This is a genomic window from Mesorhizobium sp. M0954 (assembly GCF_040319155.1).
Taxonomy (GTDB): Bacteria; Pseudomonadota; Alphaproteobacteria; order Rhizobiales; family Rhizobiaceae; genus Mesorhizobium.
In genome coordinates, this window is record NZ_JAMYNR010000002.1 from 233899 (window position 1) to 250806 (window position 16908).

The 16908-nt window shown below is 61.9% G+C and carries 11 protein-coding genes; all 11 read right to left on the reverse strand.

Annotated elements, in window-relative coordinates:
* Positions 1-642: a response regulator transcription factor gene (locus NKH93_RS04305; RefSeq protein WP_352470618.1), complete on the reverse strand. Its 642-nt coding sequence runs from the start codon at positions 640-642 to the stop codon at positions 1-3.
* A complete protein-coding gene (locus NKH93_RS04310) occupies positions 639-3476 on the reverse strand; it encodes a sensor histidine kinase (RefSeq protein ID WP_352969455.1) in 2838 nt (945 codons plus the stop codon). Before NKH93_RS04310 ends, NKH93_RS04305 begins: the two co-directional genes overlap by 4 nt.
* Before the next feature lie 373 nt (positions 3477-3849).
* Positions 3850-6978, reverse strand: a complete 3129-nt coding sequence (locus NKH93_RS04315) for a PAS domain-containing protein (protein ID WP_352969289.1) — start codon at positions 6976-6978, stop codon at positions 3850-3852.
* 403 nt (positions 6979-7381) lie between these two features.
* Positions 7382-8962: an MFS transporter gene (locus tag NKH93_RS04320; protein WP_352969291.1), complete on the reverse strand. Its 1581-nt coding sequence runs from the start codon at positions 8960-8962 to the stop codon at positions 7382-7384.
* Positions 8959-10053, reverse strand: a complete 1095-nt coding sequence (locus tag NKH93_RS04325) for an HlyD family secretion protein (protein WP_352470621.1) — start codon at positions 10051-10053, stop codon at positions 8959-8961. Before NKH93_RS04325 ends, NKH93_RS04320 begins: the two co-directional genes overlap by 4 nt.
* Positions 10054-10890: 837 nt before the next feature.
* Entirely contained in the window at positions 10891-11949 is a 1059-nt protein-coding gene (locus NKH93_RS04330; protein ID WP_352807638.1) for an ABC transporter ATP-binding protein, read from the reverse strand.
* Between the two features lie 40 nt (positions 11950-11989).
* A complete protein-coding gene (locus NKH93_RS04335; protein ID WP_023674179.1) occupies positions 11990-12811 on the reverse strand; it encodes a carbohydrate ABC transporter permease in 822 nt (273 codons plus the stop codon).
* Complete coding sequence (locus tag NKH93_RS04340) at positions 12812-13714, reverse strand: carbohydrate ABC transporter permease (protein WP_245274609.1); 903 nt, start codon at positions 13712-13714, stop codon at positions 12812-12814. It lies immediately after the preceding gene.
* A 35-nt stretch (positions 13715-13749) separates the two neighbouring features.
* Positions 13750-15087: an extracellular solute-binding protein gene (locus NKH93_RS04345; RefSeq protein ID WP_352969294.1), complete on the reverse strand. Its 1338-nt coding sequence runs from the start codon at positions 15085-15087 to the stop codon at positions 13750-13752.
* A 61-nt stretch (positions 15088-15148) separates the two neighbouring features.
* The gene (locus tag NKH93_RS04350) at positions 15149-15808 is read right to left on the reverse strand and encodes a GntR family transcriptional regulator (protein ID WP_023674176.1); all 660 of its coding nucleotides are present in this window, start codon (positions 15806-15808) and stop codon (positions 15149-15151) included.
* A gap of 39 nt (positions 15809-15847) precedes the next feature.
* Complete coding sequence (locus NKH93_RS04355) at positions 15848-16732, reverse strand: dihydrodipicolinate synthase family protein (RefSeq protein ID WP_352969296.1); 885 nt, start codon at positions 16730-16732, stop codon at positions 15848-15850.
* Positions 16733-16908: the final 176 nt, after the last annotated feature.

The window sequence follows — 16908 nt, forward strand, 5'->3', positions numbered from 1 at the left end:
TCAGTTCCCCCCTGCCCGGCGCGAGTGCGTGATCGGTATTCCCAATCGCTCGGCGATGCGAACGAGGTCGGCGAGCGACGCCGCGACCATCTTCTGCATGACGTTCCTTCTATGAATTTCCAGCGTAACTTCGCTGATCCCCAGTTCAGCGGCGGCCTGCTTGTTGAGCAGGCCGCTGACCACCAGCGGCAGCACCTCACGTTCGCGCGGCGTCAGCTCGAGATAACGTTGCTTCAACACGCCCAGCTCGGCGCGCTCCGATCGCTGTACCCGATCCTGGGCAATCGCCGCATGGATTGCGGCCATGAGGTCTGCATCGCTGAAGGGCTTAGTCAGGAAATCCACGGCGCCGTGCTTGATCGCACGCACCGAGGACGGGATATCGCCATGTCCCGTCAGGAAAACGATCGGCGGATGATCGCCCTCGGCAATCTGCCGCTGCAGATCGAGGCCGTTAATATCCGGCAACTCGATATCGAGGATGAGGCAGGCAGGGACGTCCGGCTTGTCAGCGCGGATATAATCGCCCGCCGATCCGAACGCTACGGCACACATGCCGTGTGCAGCCAGCAGCTCACTGAGCGCCTCCCGGATGCGTTCATCGTCATCTACGATGAAGACAATTTGGCCGTCCGTCGTCATGACGCCGCTTTCGCTTCAATCGGCAACGTGAAGATAAACGTCGCTCCACGTGGTTCGTTCTTCTCGACCCATAAACGCCCGCTGTGCGACTCGATGATCGAACGGCAGATCGCCAGTCCCATGCCCATCCCTTGCTCTTTCGTGGTAAAGAACGGTTCGAATATCCGGTCGGGAAACTCGATGCCCCGGCCGCGATCTCTGACTTCGGTCTGGACAACATCCCCGATATGGCGCACGCGGATGCTGATAACTCCGTCATCCGCACCAGAGTCCATCGCCTCCATGCCGTTGCGGATGAGATTGACCAGAACCTGCTGGATTTGGACGCGATCGAACGCGACTAGCGGACTGTCGCTTCCGACATCAACGCTGGTGCGAACGCCCCGCCGCATCGCTTCCTCGGCCACGAGGTCGCGTGCCTCTGCGATGACACTGCTGAGCGTCGCATTGGTCCTCGTCTCGGTGGATTGCTTGAACAGCGCGCGGATGCGGCCGACGACGTCCGCCGCCGAATTGGCGTCCCGGATTATGCGCTCGGCCGTAATCTTCGCGCGTTCGACGTTCGGAGGGGCGGCGGACAGCCAACGGTGGCATGCATGGGAATTGGCGACGATCGCGGCCAGCGGCTGATTCACCTCGTGCGCGATCGAAGCGGAAAGCTCGGCGAGACTTGCAGCCTGAGTGGCTTGCGCGAGTTTGTCGGAGGCTTGTCGCAGCGCTTCCTGGGCGCGCACCTCTTCGTCGATGTCGAGGGAAACCCCGTACCATTGCACAACCGCCCCGTCTTCATCACGCCGCGGCTCCACCCTGCACTCCGCCCAGCGATAGCCATCTGTTTCGCGCCAGCGAAACCGCATCGCGGAACCGCCGCCTGTTTCGAAACAGCTCAGCAACGTGCGCAGCACCTCGGGAGCATCTTCGGGATGAACCAGTTCTTGCAGCAATTCCTCGATGCGCGGCTCTCCGAGTGTTTCGAAATTGGCGATGACGGCGCGGAAATGGTCCTGGTATCGCTTGTTGAAATAGACCGGCCCGCCGGTCGGCACCGCGCTCCAAATGCGGACCGGCACAGCGTCGATCATCTGCTGAAGCTGCAATTCGCTCCGCCGCAGGGCCTCTTCGGCTTGCATCTGATCGTCTATGTCGTGACAGAGGCCGTACCACTGCGCGATCAGACCAGCGTGATCGCGCATCGGCTCCGCCCGGCTCGACATCCAGTGATAGATGCCATCGGCGCGGCGCAAGCGATACCTCATGGAGAAGCGCTCACCGGTGGCGAGGCAGTGACTGAGCGTATCGCCGAATGCTGCTGCGTCGTCCGGATGGACGATGACCGCTATCATCGCCGCCAGCCGGCTGATGCCCTGTTTGTCCAAATCCGTTACGTCAAGGCCGAGAAAGTCGACCATTCGCTTGTTGAAAAAGGTCGGCTCGCCGTCCGGCGTCAGGCGCCAAACGTGGCTCGGAACCATGTCGACAAGCTGCGAGAGCTCCCGCTCCCGGTCGCGCAATGCCTCCTGCGCACGCACCTCATCGTCGATGTCGATGCTGGCCGTGTACCATTGCACGATCGCCCCACTCTGGTTCCGCAGCGGCTCGGCGCGGCCCTCCCTCCAGCGGTACACGCCGTCCGCGCGACGCAGGCGATACCTTATGGGATAGGGTTCGCCGGTGGCAAGCGAGCGGCTGAGCCATTCTCTCATCCTGGGTCCATCGTCGGGATGGACGGCTGCCGCGACTACGGTCGCCAGGCGGCTCGTGCCCGGCTTGTCCCAGTCCGCGATGTCGTTGAGGCCGATATAGTCTGTCGTGCGCTTGCTGAAGAAGGTTGGTTCGCCGTTGGGCGCCATACGGGCGATGTGAGCGGGGATCATTTCGACCAGCAACGAGAGTTCTCGCTCCCGCTCCCGCAAGGTCTCCACACTTTGGCGCAAAGTGAGCACCGCCGCCTGATGCTGCCTGGAAATGGCGGCCACGACGAGCGCCGAAAATGCAGAGATGGCCAGAAAAAGCTGCAGCATGATCTGGTTGTGCTTCTGGGACTCGGGATCGCCGGCAAATTGGCTGGCGCCGGATATCGTGAATACCGCCGTGATCAGAGCGAGGACGGTCAATGCTACGGCGGCGCCTCTGAACTCAAAACGCACCGCGGCCCAAAGAAGAGGCGGCATGATGATGTAGGCGAAGGGCAGATAGCCGCTCAAGGAAAGGGCGGCGATACCAAGAAAGATCAGCCCCAGGACGCAAGCTTCCATCCATCGCGCTGCCGAGAGCTGCGCTTTTCCGCGCCAGTTCTGGAACACGACCAGCGCCAGTGGCGCTACGATCAGGACTCCCGTCGCGTCTCCGATCCACCACAGCGGCCAAGCCGCCACAAAGGTTTGCGATTGTATGCCAAACCAAGCAAGCGCCGCACTTCCCACCGTTGCGCTTGCAACTGGCGCAATTCCAGCGGCCAGTACGACGAATGCGAGAACGTCCCGCAACGTTTCCAGCCGAACTGGGCGCTTGCAGGTCTGGTTCACAAGCCATGCGCCGGCCACCGCTTCAAGAGCGTTGCCGGCAAAGATCAGGAAGGCCGCGGGCAGCGGAGTGTGGAACCACAAGAAGTTGCTGAACAGTTCTGCCACACAGGCCCCCAGCACCCACCACGGCCAGCTATACCTGGAGGCGAAGACAAGAGTAGCGATGAAAAGCCCGCTCGGAGGCCAAATGGAAATCCCTGTTCCAGGTATGATTGCGAGCGACTGGGCGAAGCCGCAGCCCAGGACATAGGCCGTAATAAAAAGCCCCAGATGCAGGAATTGGGGACGGTGCGACCAGACGCGCGACAACCTGCCTCTTCCAAGATCGCTGATCATGTTGCCGCGAATCAGGCCCGGTTCATTCGTCGCGAAAGGTCGGCCACTTCCCGGTCCGGATCGGTTCAAGTCATGCGCTAACACGAGCGTTGCGCTGGAATCGGTCTCGCCAAGTGAGTTGGGCGCTGTCGTCATCGGGTGCCCCTAACGGACAAACAAACTCTGGAGATTGTCGGCGCTTCGTGTAGCACTTGCTCTTGATAGCTGGACTGGGCTGACGGACTCACGTCGCCACCCTAATCCCGCCACGCCCCAACCGCACCTCATGGAAATCCATGCATTGCACGGGGCGGCGGCGCCCCTTCACCGAGAGCCGAAAAACCAAGCGCTTACTGAGCGCCGCCAGTTATTGCGCAGCTTTCGCTTCAACCGGGAGGGTGAAGATGAATATCGCCCCACGCGGCACGCTATTCTCCGCCCAAAGGCGTCCGCCGTGAGACTCGATGATCGAACGGGAGATCGCGAGCCCCATGCCCATTCCGTTCCCTTTCGTTGTAAAGAACGGCTCGAATATCTTGTTGGGACGTTCGATACCCGGGCCTCGGTCGCGGACCTCGGTCTGGATCGTGTCCTCTATCCGGCGCACGCGCATTGCAAGAACCTTGTCGCCCGCCGTGGTGTCCATCGCCTCCATGCCGTTGCGAATGAGGTTGACCAGGACCTGCTGGATCTGGACGCGATCGAACGCAACCAGCGGAAGGTTGCTTTCGACGTCGATGTCCATGCGAACGCGACGCCGCATGGCTTCCTCGGCCATAAGGTCACGTGCTTCGGCAACGACGCTGGGGATCGGCGTGCTGGTTCTCATTTCAAGCGAAGGTCTGAACAAGGCACGGATGCGGCTGACGACATCCGCCGCCGAGTTGGCATCGCGGATGATACGCTCGGCCGTGATCTTCGCGCGCTCGACGTTCGGGGGCTCGGCGGACAGCCAACGGTGGCATGCGTTGGAATTGGCGACGATGGCGGCCAGCGGCTGGTTCACCTCATGAGCGATGGATGCGGAGAGTTCGGCAAGGCTCGCCGCCTGGCTCGCACGCGCAAGTCTCTCTTGTGCCAGCCGAAGCTCCTCTTGTGTCCGCACCTCATTTTCGATGTCGAGGCAGATAACGTTCCACTGCACTATGGCGCCTTCAGCGTTGCGCATCGGCGCGGCGCGCGTCTCGACCCAGCGATATTCACCATCGAAGCGCCGCAGACGGTGCCGTCGCGCATACGGCTCGCCTGTGGACAGACAATCGGCATATCTCTCTTTGACACCTGTCAGGTCGTCGGGATGAACACCGGCGTCGAGTGTGCCAGCCAGCCGGGACTTTCCCGCTTCGTCCAATTCCTCAAGATTGTATCCGAGGAATTCGCGGAGCTGCTGGCTGCGATATATCGGTTCGCCATCCGGCGCGGCGCAATCGATCATTGCCGGCAGCGTTTCAACGAGCTGCCAGAGAGCCCGTTCTCTCTCGCGCAGCGCCTCTTCGACGCGCAGCTGATCGTCGATGTCGTGCGTAAGGCCGTACCATTGGACGATGCGTCCACCCTGGTCCCGCAGCGGCTCCGCGCGGCCCTCCATCCAACGATAAACGCCATCGGCACGGCGCAGGCGATACTTCATGAAGAAGCGCTCGCCGGTGGCAAAGCAGCTGTCGAGTGCTTCCTTCAGGCTGGCTGCATCGTCGGGATGGACGACGGTGGCAATGAAGGCCGTCAGCAGGCTGGTGTCCGGCTTTTCCGCGTCCGCTATGTCCAGGCCGAGAAAATCTATCAGGCGCTTGTTGAAAAAGGTCGGCTCACCGTTGGGAGATAGCCGCCAGAGGTAGCTCGGAACCATGTTGACGAGTTGCGAGAGCTCTCGTTCCCGGTCGTGCAACGCGGCTTGCGTGGTCACCAGGTCATGGATGTCGACGCTCACGCCGTACCATTGGAGAATGCTGCCATCTTCGTCGCGCAGCGGCTCGGCGCGAGTCTCGGTCCAGCGATAGCCGCCGTCGGCCCGCCTCTGGCGATATCTCTGAACGTAAGGCACGCCGGTTGCGAATGAATGGCGGATCGCCTGCCGTGCGGTGTCGATATCGTCTGGATGGATCACGCTCAGCGACGGCGAGCCGTCCGGGGCGGTGATGTCGTGGAGCGTGGCCCCGGTTACATCGGTGAACCGTTTGTTGACGTAGGAAGGCATCCCTTCCCGTGTCGTACTCCAGATCAAAGCGGGCACGGTGTCGATCAGCTGCTGAAGGCGCCGCTCACTTTTGCGCAACGCCGCCTGCGCGCGCACCTCATCGTCGATGTCGAGAGAAACCCCGTACCACTGCACGACCGTTCCGTCGTCATCGCGTCGCGGCTCGACCCTGCACTCAGCCCAGCGATAGGTGCCGTCTTTTTCGCGCCAGCGAAACCGCATCGCGGAGCCGCCGCCAGTTTCGAAACACCTCAGCAACGTGCGCTGCACCTCGGGCGCATCTTCGGGATGAATCACCTCGTGCAGCAACGTTTCGATTCCCGGCTCGCCGAGCGCGTCAAAGTTCGCGATAACGGAGCGGAAATGGTCCTGGTATCGCTTGTTGAAGTAGACCGGCCCGCCGGTCGGCATCACACTCCAGATGCGGACCGGCACGGCGTCGATCATGTGCTGAAGTTGCTGCTCGCTCTGCCGCAACGCCGCTTCGGCGTGCATCTGATCGTCTATGTCGTGACAGAGGCCGTACCACTGGACGATGCCGCCAGCGCCATCGCGCATCGGCTCCGCCCGGCTCGACATCCAGCGATAGACGCCATCGGCACGGCGCAGGCGATAGCGCATGGCGAAGCTCGCACCGGTAGCGAAGCAGCCACGAAGTGCATCGCCGAATGCTGCCGCGTCGTCCGGATGAACGGCGGCCTGTATCATCACCGCCAGCCGGCTCATGCCCGGTCGGTCCAGATCCGCTACATCGAGGCCGAGAAAGTCGACCATGCGCCCATTGAAGAAGATCGGCTCGCCGTCGGGATCGAGCCGCCAGATGTGACTCGGGACCATGTCCACGAGCTGCGAAAGTTCCCGCTCCCGGTCACGCAATGCTGACTCGGCCCGTTTCTGGTCCTCAATGTCTATTGTCGTGCCGTACCATTGAACGATGCGCCCCTGACTATCGCGAAATGGTCGTCCTGAGCTTCGAAACCAGCGATAGACGCCATCGGCGCGCCGCAGGCGATGCTCGGTATCATAGGGATCGCCGGTTTCGAGGCAATGCCGCCATCTGGCGGCTACGGGATCATAATCGTCGGGATGGACGGCTCGACGCCAGCCGAAATCATCGTCGTCTTCGGAAGTGTTGAGATCCTCATGCATGTTGCCGAGGAACGCCAGCGTGTTTGGGCTGACATAGGTGAATCTTCCGGCGGCATCGGCTGCCCACGCGTGGCCGGGCATGCTCTCGATGATTTGCAGCGCTAGCGTTGCTTCGGGCTCGATTTCGTCAAGTGAGTTGGACGCTGCTGTCATTGGCTTCTCCTGTCGGACAAAAAAGCCTTGGGACGGTCAGCGCTTGATATAGCACTTGTTTTCAATATCTGGACAGGCGAACTCACCGCCTAAATCTAGTTCCGCCATGCCTCGGCTGCATCTCATGGAAATCCATGCATTGCGCGGAGTTATCGCGCTGCGGGGGCCCTAACGATGGCCTCGCGCGAGGAGCGACGCGGATCGATGCATCAACACCTACCACTGGGAATACGAGCCGGACAGGTAAGACGCTCGGCTGCCTCTTCGTCGGCTGCAGAGTGAAACCGGAAAAACCTCTGCATTCGTCATCCCTGTCTCGTCCGGTTAACACGGCTCATGAGATAATCTGGAAGCCTCTCCCGACCAATACATCTGTTCCAAAGTATAGGGCGTGGACGCGGTTTTAGTTCTGCGGAGCGGCTTGGCGGCCGAGCAATTGTTTGGCGACAATGAGACAGGGCGCAGCGACCGCGAACAGCAGGACGAGCGCGAAGAAAGCTTCGTCGAACGAGATCGTGGCGACCTGCTTCTCAAGCGCGCGCTGCAGCAGCGGCAGGGCGGCCTTTGTCGCCGCAGTGCTGTCGACACTGTTCGCCAGAGCGTTCGCAGTTGCTCTCAAGCGCTGGTCTACGGCTGGATCGCCATTGACGAGGTGGGACGCCAGTATCGTCCGGTTGTGGACATTCTGGTGATCAATATACGTTTGCAAGAGGGCTGTGCCGGTCAGACCGCCCACCTGCTTGCCGAAGTTGAACAGCCCGATGCCAAACGGCAACGCATTGGCGGCAAGGCCCTGCAGCGTAACCAGCGTCAGTGCCACGAACAGAAGGCCGAGGCCGAATCCTCGCAGCAGCAGAGCAAGGGTCAGGTCCGGTGATCCGCTACCGCTCGTCGAAGCGGACAGCAGCCACATGGCACCTGCGAAGAGCAGAATGCCAAATGGCGCAAGCGTGATCGGGCGCATCCCGGTCCTTTGGATGACGAAGCCGGACAACAGAAGTCCAAGCGCGAGCATGGCTCCGCTGGGCAGCAGAAGCACTCCTGCGCCCGTCGCGGTAAAATCGAGCACGTTGAGGGCAAAAGCCGGAATAAGATAGGCGCTGCCTGAAAGGGCAGAGCCGGCGACGAAGCCGACGAGAAGGCCAAAGCGAAAGTCCGGATTGCCAAGGGGCGAGATGGCCAGCAGTGAGCCTTCTGAACGAAAGCGGGTCTCCCAGACGGCCAGGAGGCCGGCAGCCGTCATACCGGTTGCGGCAAGGAAGGTGATGTCGGTGTCGTCGAACCAGTTGAACCTGCTGCCTTGCAGCAGGACGTAGGTCAAAAGCGCGGCGCTGATGCCGAGCAACAATATCCTGACGGCAGGAAACCTGGTTTTCCGCCAAAAGGTCCGATCGCCGTCCGCCGCCAACAGGACAAGGGAGACGATGCCGAGCGGAATGATGCTCAGGAATATCCACTCCCAGGTCAGATGGTCGACAAGCCAGCCCTGCAGGGCCGGCGTGACGGTCGTCGGAGCCATGACGGCGCCTACGGCAAAAACCGCCTGAACGACCGGCTGATGCCGGTGCGGGAACCGAAAGAACAGCAGTGTCTGGCCGGCGACGAGAACTGTGCCGCCAGCCAGCCCTTGGACAAGGCGGCAGATGCAAATCCAGGTGAGGTCCACCGACAACGTCAAGGCCGCGGATGCCAGCAGAAGGGTGACAACCGCCGCGCGCAGGCAGGCGGTCGGCCTGGCTGCCGTCACAAGTAGCGGAGCGACAAGGAACGCCGTCAGCTTGGCGGCGATGAAAACAACGTCGATCATCGCCAGTTCGTCCAACGTTGCGTAGGTGTCGCCGAGCATGTCGATCCGGCCGATGGACAGTGCAGTGGATGCGACCGCGTCCATGAAGGCGGCCAGCACGACGCCGGTTGCTATCAAGCAAGCGCGCAATGTACCGGGATGGCGCTGCACAGCCGCCGTTTCGGCGAGGTGCATCATTGTGCTGAGCGCCCGTCCGCAATCCCGCCTGTCTGCATTTCCTGCGCTACAGCCGGAGCATCCCTGGTGCCGACGGTGATGGCAACACGAGCCGAGAGTCCCGGAACCAGGCGGCCGGGCAACGGATTGCGCGTCATCCTGATCTTGACCGGCACACGTTGGACGACGCGGATGAAGTTTCCGGTGGCGTTGTCCGGCGGCAGCAGGCTGAATGCCGCGCCGCTACCGGGAGCGAAGCTGTCGACAAGGCCGTCGATTTGCAGATCTGGATATTCATCAACCATGACGCGGACCCGTTGGCCGATCTCAACCTGCTTCAGCTGTGTTTCCTTGAAGTTGGCGACGATCCAGACATCGTTAACCGGAACGATGTCCAAGGCTGCTGTCCCTGGGGTGACATAGCGGCCGACACGGATCTGGCGATTACCGACGATGCCGCCGACCGGGGCCCTCACGACGGTGTTGGCCAGGTCGAGCATTGCCAGGTCGAGCGCTGCCTGTGCCTGGGACAGGGCTGCCTGCGCACCGGACAACTGTGCATCCAGGACACCGAGCTTCAATTTTTGAGCCAGCAGATTGGCCTCTGCACCGTCCAGCGATGCCTTTGCCTTGTCATGGCCGGCCTGCGCATCCTGCAGCTTCTGATCGCTTGCGGTCCCGTTCTTCTGCAGCGTGACGTAGCGGTTCAGGTTGGCTCGGGCGAATTGCAGGTCGGCTGCGGCAGATTGCTTCTGCGCCTCAGCCTGCGCGATCAATGCGTCCTGCAGTTCACGGGTCGCCTTGATGTTGGCGATTTCCGCCTGCCGGGCGGCGACGTTGGCTTTCGCCTGCTCTGCCTTGGCCTTGTAGTCGCTGTCGTCGATGCGAAACAGGACAGCACCCTTTGACACACTGGCATTGTCGTCTATGTCGACTTCGACGACGTAACCGGCGAGCTTCGGCGCGATGCTGGTAATGTCTCCGCGGAGATAGGCGTTATCGGTCGTTTCCTCGAACCGGCCCCGCGTGAACCATTGCCAGCTCCAAATAGCTGCCATTGGAATCACCATAAGGGCGACGATAGCGATTGCGATCTTGCGGGCTCGGCTCATGATTGCCTCGACACCCGGTCGATGCGCTCGCTATCGAAGGAGGTATCCGCCTCCCGAAGAGCGAGATGTTCGGCAAGGCTGCAAACCCACGGTGCGCAGTACAGGTTCACGAGAACGTCTCCGTCGGGCTGCGGCTCTGCAACAAAGCAGAACTGCAGAACGATCGCGGATTTCACGCCTCGCCGCTATCACGCGGACGAACATCCCATCTGCCCTGATCGGCAGTTCGTACTGAACCTCAGCACAGGTCGTATTGTCAGTCAGCCGGATTCAGGCGCGCGAACATGCCGGCGCGGATCTCCGTAGTGCCGAAGACCGCCCACGAGAAAATTCACTTTGAAGCGTTTCCGGATCATCCTGTGGCAGCAATGATCGCAGAGAGCGCCCTCGCGGCGCGCGCGCCATGCTGGAACTCTGCATGTTTGCCGAGGGCAGCCGCTACCAGGAGCAACTCTGCGCTGTCGGCGGCGACAGAAAGATCGAATGTCTGGTTCCCGGACCAGGCCGTTTCTGGCCGACCCAGCTTGGCCCTGCGCCAGTGCCCCAGTTGATCATCAGCCCGCGCAATCCGCCTGGACCACGACTGCTGGAGATTCCCGTCGACCCCCGGCTGCTCGAGGCAGGCGACCCTAGCGGTTCGACTATTTCGAGCACGCCCGCTTCACCGCTGCGGTGCGCGGACAAGGCAAAGTGGAAGTGACCTTGCACGACGGCTGGTGGGCCGTCGTCATGGGTCTCGCCGCCGAGAGATCGGCCCGCGAAGGCCGCGCCATCGAACTCGCCGGTGAATTCGCATTGCCGACCTAAGGCCGACCACGCATTCACCAAGCCATCGAGTCAGATGCGCCGACCGGTTGCTGCGTCGAACAGATGCGCACATGCGCGGTCGATCTCGATCCGCACTCCTTCGCCTTGCTTGAGCGCAAGCCGTTCTCGGAACAGGCAGGAAATTTCTTCACCGGAGCAGTCGACCCTGGCGAAGATTTCCGAGCCTGTCGCCTCGAGAAGCGTGATCGTGCCCGGCACGCCTTGTCCGGTTGCCCGGATATGTTCCGGGCGAATGCCGTAGACGAGTTCGCGTCCTGCGGCATCCGCCGGCTGGGCGCCTTCGGGCAACGGCAGGATCAACCCGCCGGCGCTGCGGAACACGCCCTCCTCGATGCGGCCGGCGATGAAGTTCATGGCGGGCGAGCCGATGAAACCGGCAACGAAGAGGTTGGCCGGATGGTCGTAGAGGTCCAGCGGCGCGCCGATCTGCTCGACCAGGCCGTCATGCAGCACGACGATCTTGTCGGCCATCGTCATGGCTTCGATCTGGTCGTGCGTGACATAGATCGTCGTGGTACCCAGCCGCTGGTGCAGGGCCTTGATCTCGCCGCGCATCTGGACGCGCAACTTGGCATCGAGGTTGGAGAGCGGCTCGTCGAACAGGAAGACCTGGGGGTCGCGTACGATCGCGCGACCCATGGCAACGCGCTGGCGCTGGCCGCCCGAAAGCTGGCGCGGATAGCGGTCAAGCAGCTTTTCCAGGCCGAGGATGCCGGCTGCCTTCCTGACCCGGCCAGCGGTATCGGTCGGGTCGGCTTTCTTGATCTTGAGGGCAAAGCCCATATTGTCGGCCACAGTCATATGCGGATAGAGCGCATAATTCTGGAACACCATGGCGATGTTCCTGTCCCGTGCCCGCAGATTGTTGACCATACGCTCGCCGATGGCGATCTTCCCGCCGGAGATCGTCTCAAGGCCTGCGATCATGCGCAGCAGCGTCGATTTTCCGCATCCCGACGGGCCGACCAGGATGACGAACTCGCCGTCGGCGATATCGACGCTGACGTCGTGAATGATCTTGGTGGCCCCGAAGGCCTTCTGCACGTTGTTGATTGTTACCGATGCCATTGGAGCTTTCCTGGAAAAAGAGTGATGTCAGGGCGGGCCCTCAGCCGCCCTTGACGGCGCCGGCGGTCAGCCCCGCGACGATCTGCCTTTGCGCGAACATGGTCAGGATCAGCACCGGCAACGTCACCACCAGCGCCGCCGCGGCGAGCGGCCCCCAGCTGACCTGCTCGTAGGACAGCATGTTGTAGACGGCGACCGGCAGTGTGCGCGTCTCACGGCTGGCAAGCACCACGCCGAAGACGAAATTGTTCCACGAGAAGATCACGGACAGGATGAAGGCGACGACGATGCCCGGCTTGGCGATGGGCAGGGCAACCAGCCGGAAAACCTGCCAGGAGCTGGCGCCGTCGATGTTGGCCGCCTCCTCCAGTTCCATCGGCGTGGTCTCGAAATAGCCGATCATCACCCACACCACGATCGGCACCGTCACCACCAGGTGGATGATGATCTGCGGCCACAGCGTGCCGAGTATCCCGATCCATTGGAACAGCAGAAACAGCGGGATGAGATAGGATAGCCCAGGCGTCATGCGGGCGATCATGATGACGACCGCCGATCGTTCAGCCTTGAGCCGTGCGATGCCATAGCCGGCCGGTACGCCGATCAGCAGCGCCAGCAAGGTCGCCGTGCCGGTCACCAGCACCGAATTCCAGAGATAGAGCAGGAAATTGTTCTCCTCGAATACCTTTACATAGTTCGACCAGGCGAAGCGTTCGGGGATCAGGATCGGCGGATAGGCACCGTTGTCGATCTCGAATTTCAGCGACAGCGAGATCATCCAGAGGAAGAACAAGATCGCCGGCGAGACGAAAACCAGGGCAGCGAAAAACAGACCGATCTGGTTGAGCAGCCGTGAACTCATCTATTTGCCCTCCGTATCGATCCACTGCGAGCGTTGGCGCAGCATCAGCAGGACAAACGACAGGGCCACGATGACAATGAAGAACACCACGGCCATGGCCGAGCCGTAGCCGATATCGTAGTAGGAGAAGGCGGTGTTGTAGAGATAGATGTTGATGGTTTCCGACGCCGTTCCCGGCCCGCCCTGGGTCATCGCGTAGATAATGTCGAAGCTCTTCAAAGCATCGATGGTGCGGATGATGACCGCGATCATCAGGAACGGCGCGATCATCGGCAGAGTGAGATAGCGGAATTGCTGCCAGGCATTGGCGCCATCGATCTCGGCGCTTTCGAAGGGCTCGCGCGGCACCGAGGCCAGCCCGCCAAGCACGATCAGCATGACCAGCGGCGTCCACTGCCAGGTCTCGACCGCAACCAGCGACGGGATGACCGTGTTGGCGTTGAATATCCATTCCTGGGCCGGGATGCCGACCAGCGACAGCAGGTAGTTGAGCACGCCAAGCTGAGGATGGAACATCATTGTCCAAACCAGTGCGACGGCAACGGGTGTCGCCATCATCGGCATGACGAAGACGCCGCGCAGCAAGCCGCGCAGCGGAAACCTGGCATCGAAGATCAGGGCGGCCAGAGTGCCCAGCAGCATCGGCGCTGCAACCGAGAGGAAGGTGTAGGTCAACGTATGAACAAGGGATTCCCAGAAACGTGGGTCGCTGGCCAGGCGGAGATAGTTTTCCATGCCGGCAAAACTCCGCGACTGGCCGAGCGTCCAGCGATTGACGCTCATCCACAGGGTGAAAGCCCAGGGGAAAACGATGACGGCGCCGACGACGACGAGTGCGGGGACAACGAAAGGCCAGTAGTTGGGAGCCAGCCGGATCGTCTGGCTCCCGTCGATAACCGGCATCGTCACCCCGGTCTGTTCTGGGGTGGTGGCCGACATCAGCCCTGCTCGCTCCTGTCGAGAACCGGCTGGAATTGTTCGGTGGCCTTCTTCAGCTCCGCGGCTGGATCGGCGCCGGCAATCATGTTGGTCAGCGCCACGCCATAAATGTCGCGGAATTCCGTGACGGGGATGATGACCGGCAGTGCCAGCCGACTGATATTGCCCGAGCCGACCACGGCATCAAGCCAGCTTGCCGGCATGGTGACGCCTTCGCGCACCTTGGGATCCTCCAGCACGGATTTGCGGAACGGAACGCCGGCGCCGGCCTGCAACAGCCGTGCACCCATGGTTGGCGATACCGCCCACTGGCAGAACAGATAGGCAGCCTCCTTCTTCTCGCTGGCGGCGGTAACGCCAATCCCGTCGCCGAAGGTGCCCGAGGCATGCGCCTTGGGACCCTTGGGCATCACGCCGTAACCGACCTTGCCGACCACCCTCGATTTTTCCGGATTTTCCATCGGCGGGGCAAAACCCACGCCGTCGAGCCACATGCCGATCTTGCCCTGCAGGAAGGCCGACTGTGCTTCGGCCCAGTTGAACCCGGTAACGCCCGGAGGGGCGGACTTGGTCATCAATCTTTGATAGAGCGCGGCAGCCTCGATCGCCTCGGGAGCCTCGGTGCGCAGCTTGCCCTTGTCATCTAGCGGCGTCATGTTGTAGCCGAGCATCAGCGACGTCCACACCGGCGTGTTTGCGTTCTTGAGCCCGCGGGCGACGAAGCCGTATGTATTGGTCGAGGGGTCGGTCAGCGCTTCGGCGGCTGCCACCAGTTGCTCGAAGGTCTCTGGGTATTTGAGGCCCTTGGCCTCGAACAGCTCCTTGTTCCAATACAGGATCCAGTAGTCCACCGAGAACGGTAGCGAGCGCAGCACGCCCTGGCCGTCCTTGGCAAACAGAATGCCGGCTTCGGCGAAGTCGCTTTCGACCAGCGCCGGGTCGGTGAGCGACGGATCGGCGAGATAGCCGGCGATGTCGGCCAGCCAGCCACCCTTCTCGAACTGGCGCTTCTGCACGTGGTAGCTCAGATGCACGACGTCGAAGCTCGGCTTGCCCGAGCTCAACTCGATCACCGTCTTCTGGCGCTGCTGCTGCTCGGGCGTTGCCTCGGCATTGACCTTGATGCCGGTCAGTTCCTCGAACTCGGCGAGATATTTCAGGATGGTGTCGCTGCGCGGGCTTTTCACCAGATTGACGTCAAGCGTCGTCCCGGCAAAGCGTTTCCAGTCAACGCCTGCGGCAAAGCCGGGGCGAAGCCCCACAAGGCCGGCAGCGGTTAGCGCCGCGGTTCCGGCAAGGAGTTGCCTCCTGGTTGGGTTGAACAGATTGGACGACATTTCTTCCTCCCGGTTGCTGTCGTTGTGGATGCGCCGCGAACCGCGGCGCGGCTATATTTCCTCAGATCTGGAGCGCCAGCCGGCGCGCATTGTCGATATGCAGACTGATCGCTTCAACCGCTTTTTGCGGATTGCGGCTCTCCATGGCTTCGATGACCGCCAAATGTTCGCGCATCACCGGCACTACACGACCGTCGATGCGGAAACGCTCCTGGTGGATCAGCCGGATTTTCACCGAGTTGACCAGATAGGCCTTGGCGATAATCTCGTTGCCGAGCGCATTGATGAAGGTGTCGTGCATCGCCCAGTCGATGTTCTGGGCCTTGGCTTCCATTTCCGGCGTCGGCGCCTGCCCGAGAGCTTGAGCCAGCATCTCTTCATGTTCGCGCCGCATGCGGGCAAGTTCGGCATCAGAAGCGCTGGTCGTGAATAGCGCCACTGCCTCGCGTTCCATGAACAACCGAAACTGGAACGCCTCGCGGATCAGATTGATATCGATATGCGCGATCTGCATGCCGCGCTGCGGGATGGTGGTCAGCAGTCCCTCGGCCTCGAGACGCGGGACGATCTCGCGAATGGCACCCAGCGGCAGCCCGGTGAAAGCGACCAGTTCGCGCTGTGACACGAACTGCCCCGGCCGCAGATCGCGGGCCAGCAAATGCCGCGTGAAGCTGGCATAGGCCTTCTCCCGGAGAGTGATCGGTTCGCTGCCGTCTTCCACTTAAGCTCGCTTCCTTGTCGGTCAGCCTGGCCTTGTCGGTCAGGCCGCCTCTGTCGCAAACAGCCTGTCGTAGGCAGCGGCAAGCTGCCGCTGTCCCTGCGGATCGATCGCCTCTAGGGGCGGACGGACCGCCAGCCAGCGCTCGTCGCCGGTCTTGCGCGCGACCATGACCTTCACCGCCGGCGTGACCGGGTATTTGAGCAATTCGAGCACGAAGTCTTCGACGCGTGGGTCGTCGCCCCCGTTTTCGACCATTGCCCGGATTTCGCCGGTAACAAAATTGGCCATGCCGGAAATCGCGCCCTGTCCGCCGCGGCGCACGCTTCTCGCCAGATGCCGTTCGTCGCCGATGAGGATCACCAGATCGCCGTGCGCCTCAAGCAGCGCCTCACTGTAGCTCCAGTCCCCGCCGGAATCCTTCACCCCGGCCACCACAGCGGGAAAAGCGGCGCGCAGCCGGCCGATCAGCCCAAGCGGGAGCGGCACCATGGTGACTGAGGGGATGTTATAGAGCAGCACATCGCGCGCCAGCGGACCGAGTGCGGCGAAGACGGCGGAAAACCATCCGAACAGCCCGTCCTCGCCGACATTCTTGAAGTAGCTCGGCGGAGCGAGCAGAATGTTGCGAACGCCGCGCTGCAAAGCGTGCCGGGCCTGATCGGCGGCATCTTCGGCTGCATCGACCAGCACTCCGGCGACGAGCTGATGTGGCGGAATACCGGCCGCCAGCATGGCCTCGGTGACGACCCGTCGCTCGTCGGTGCCGACCGAGGCTCCTTCGCCGGTGGTGCCGAACAGCGTCGCGCTGCTGCAGCCGGCACCAAGGCAGGCTCGGGCATGCGCGATCATCGGCGCGAGCGCTATCTGCCCCGACGGGTCGAAGGGTGTGGTCAGGGCAACCGAAAGACCAAAGCGGGAAGCCAATGCGATCTCCGTTGTAATCAATGTGGACGTAGCGTTAGCACGCTAACATGTCAGATGTAAACGGGTGATCTTGTCAACTCGGCATCGCCGAACGGCGCTGCCGCGGCAGCGCCATCGCCGATCATTTTCCGCCGCTCGAACATCACATATGCAGCTGTCCCCGAGCCTCTGCGGGA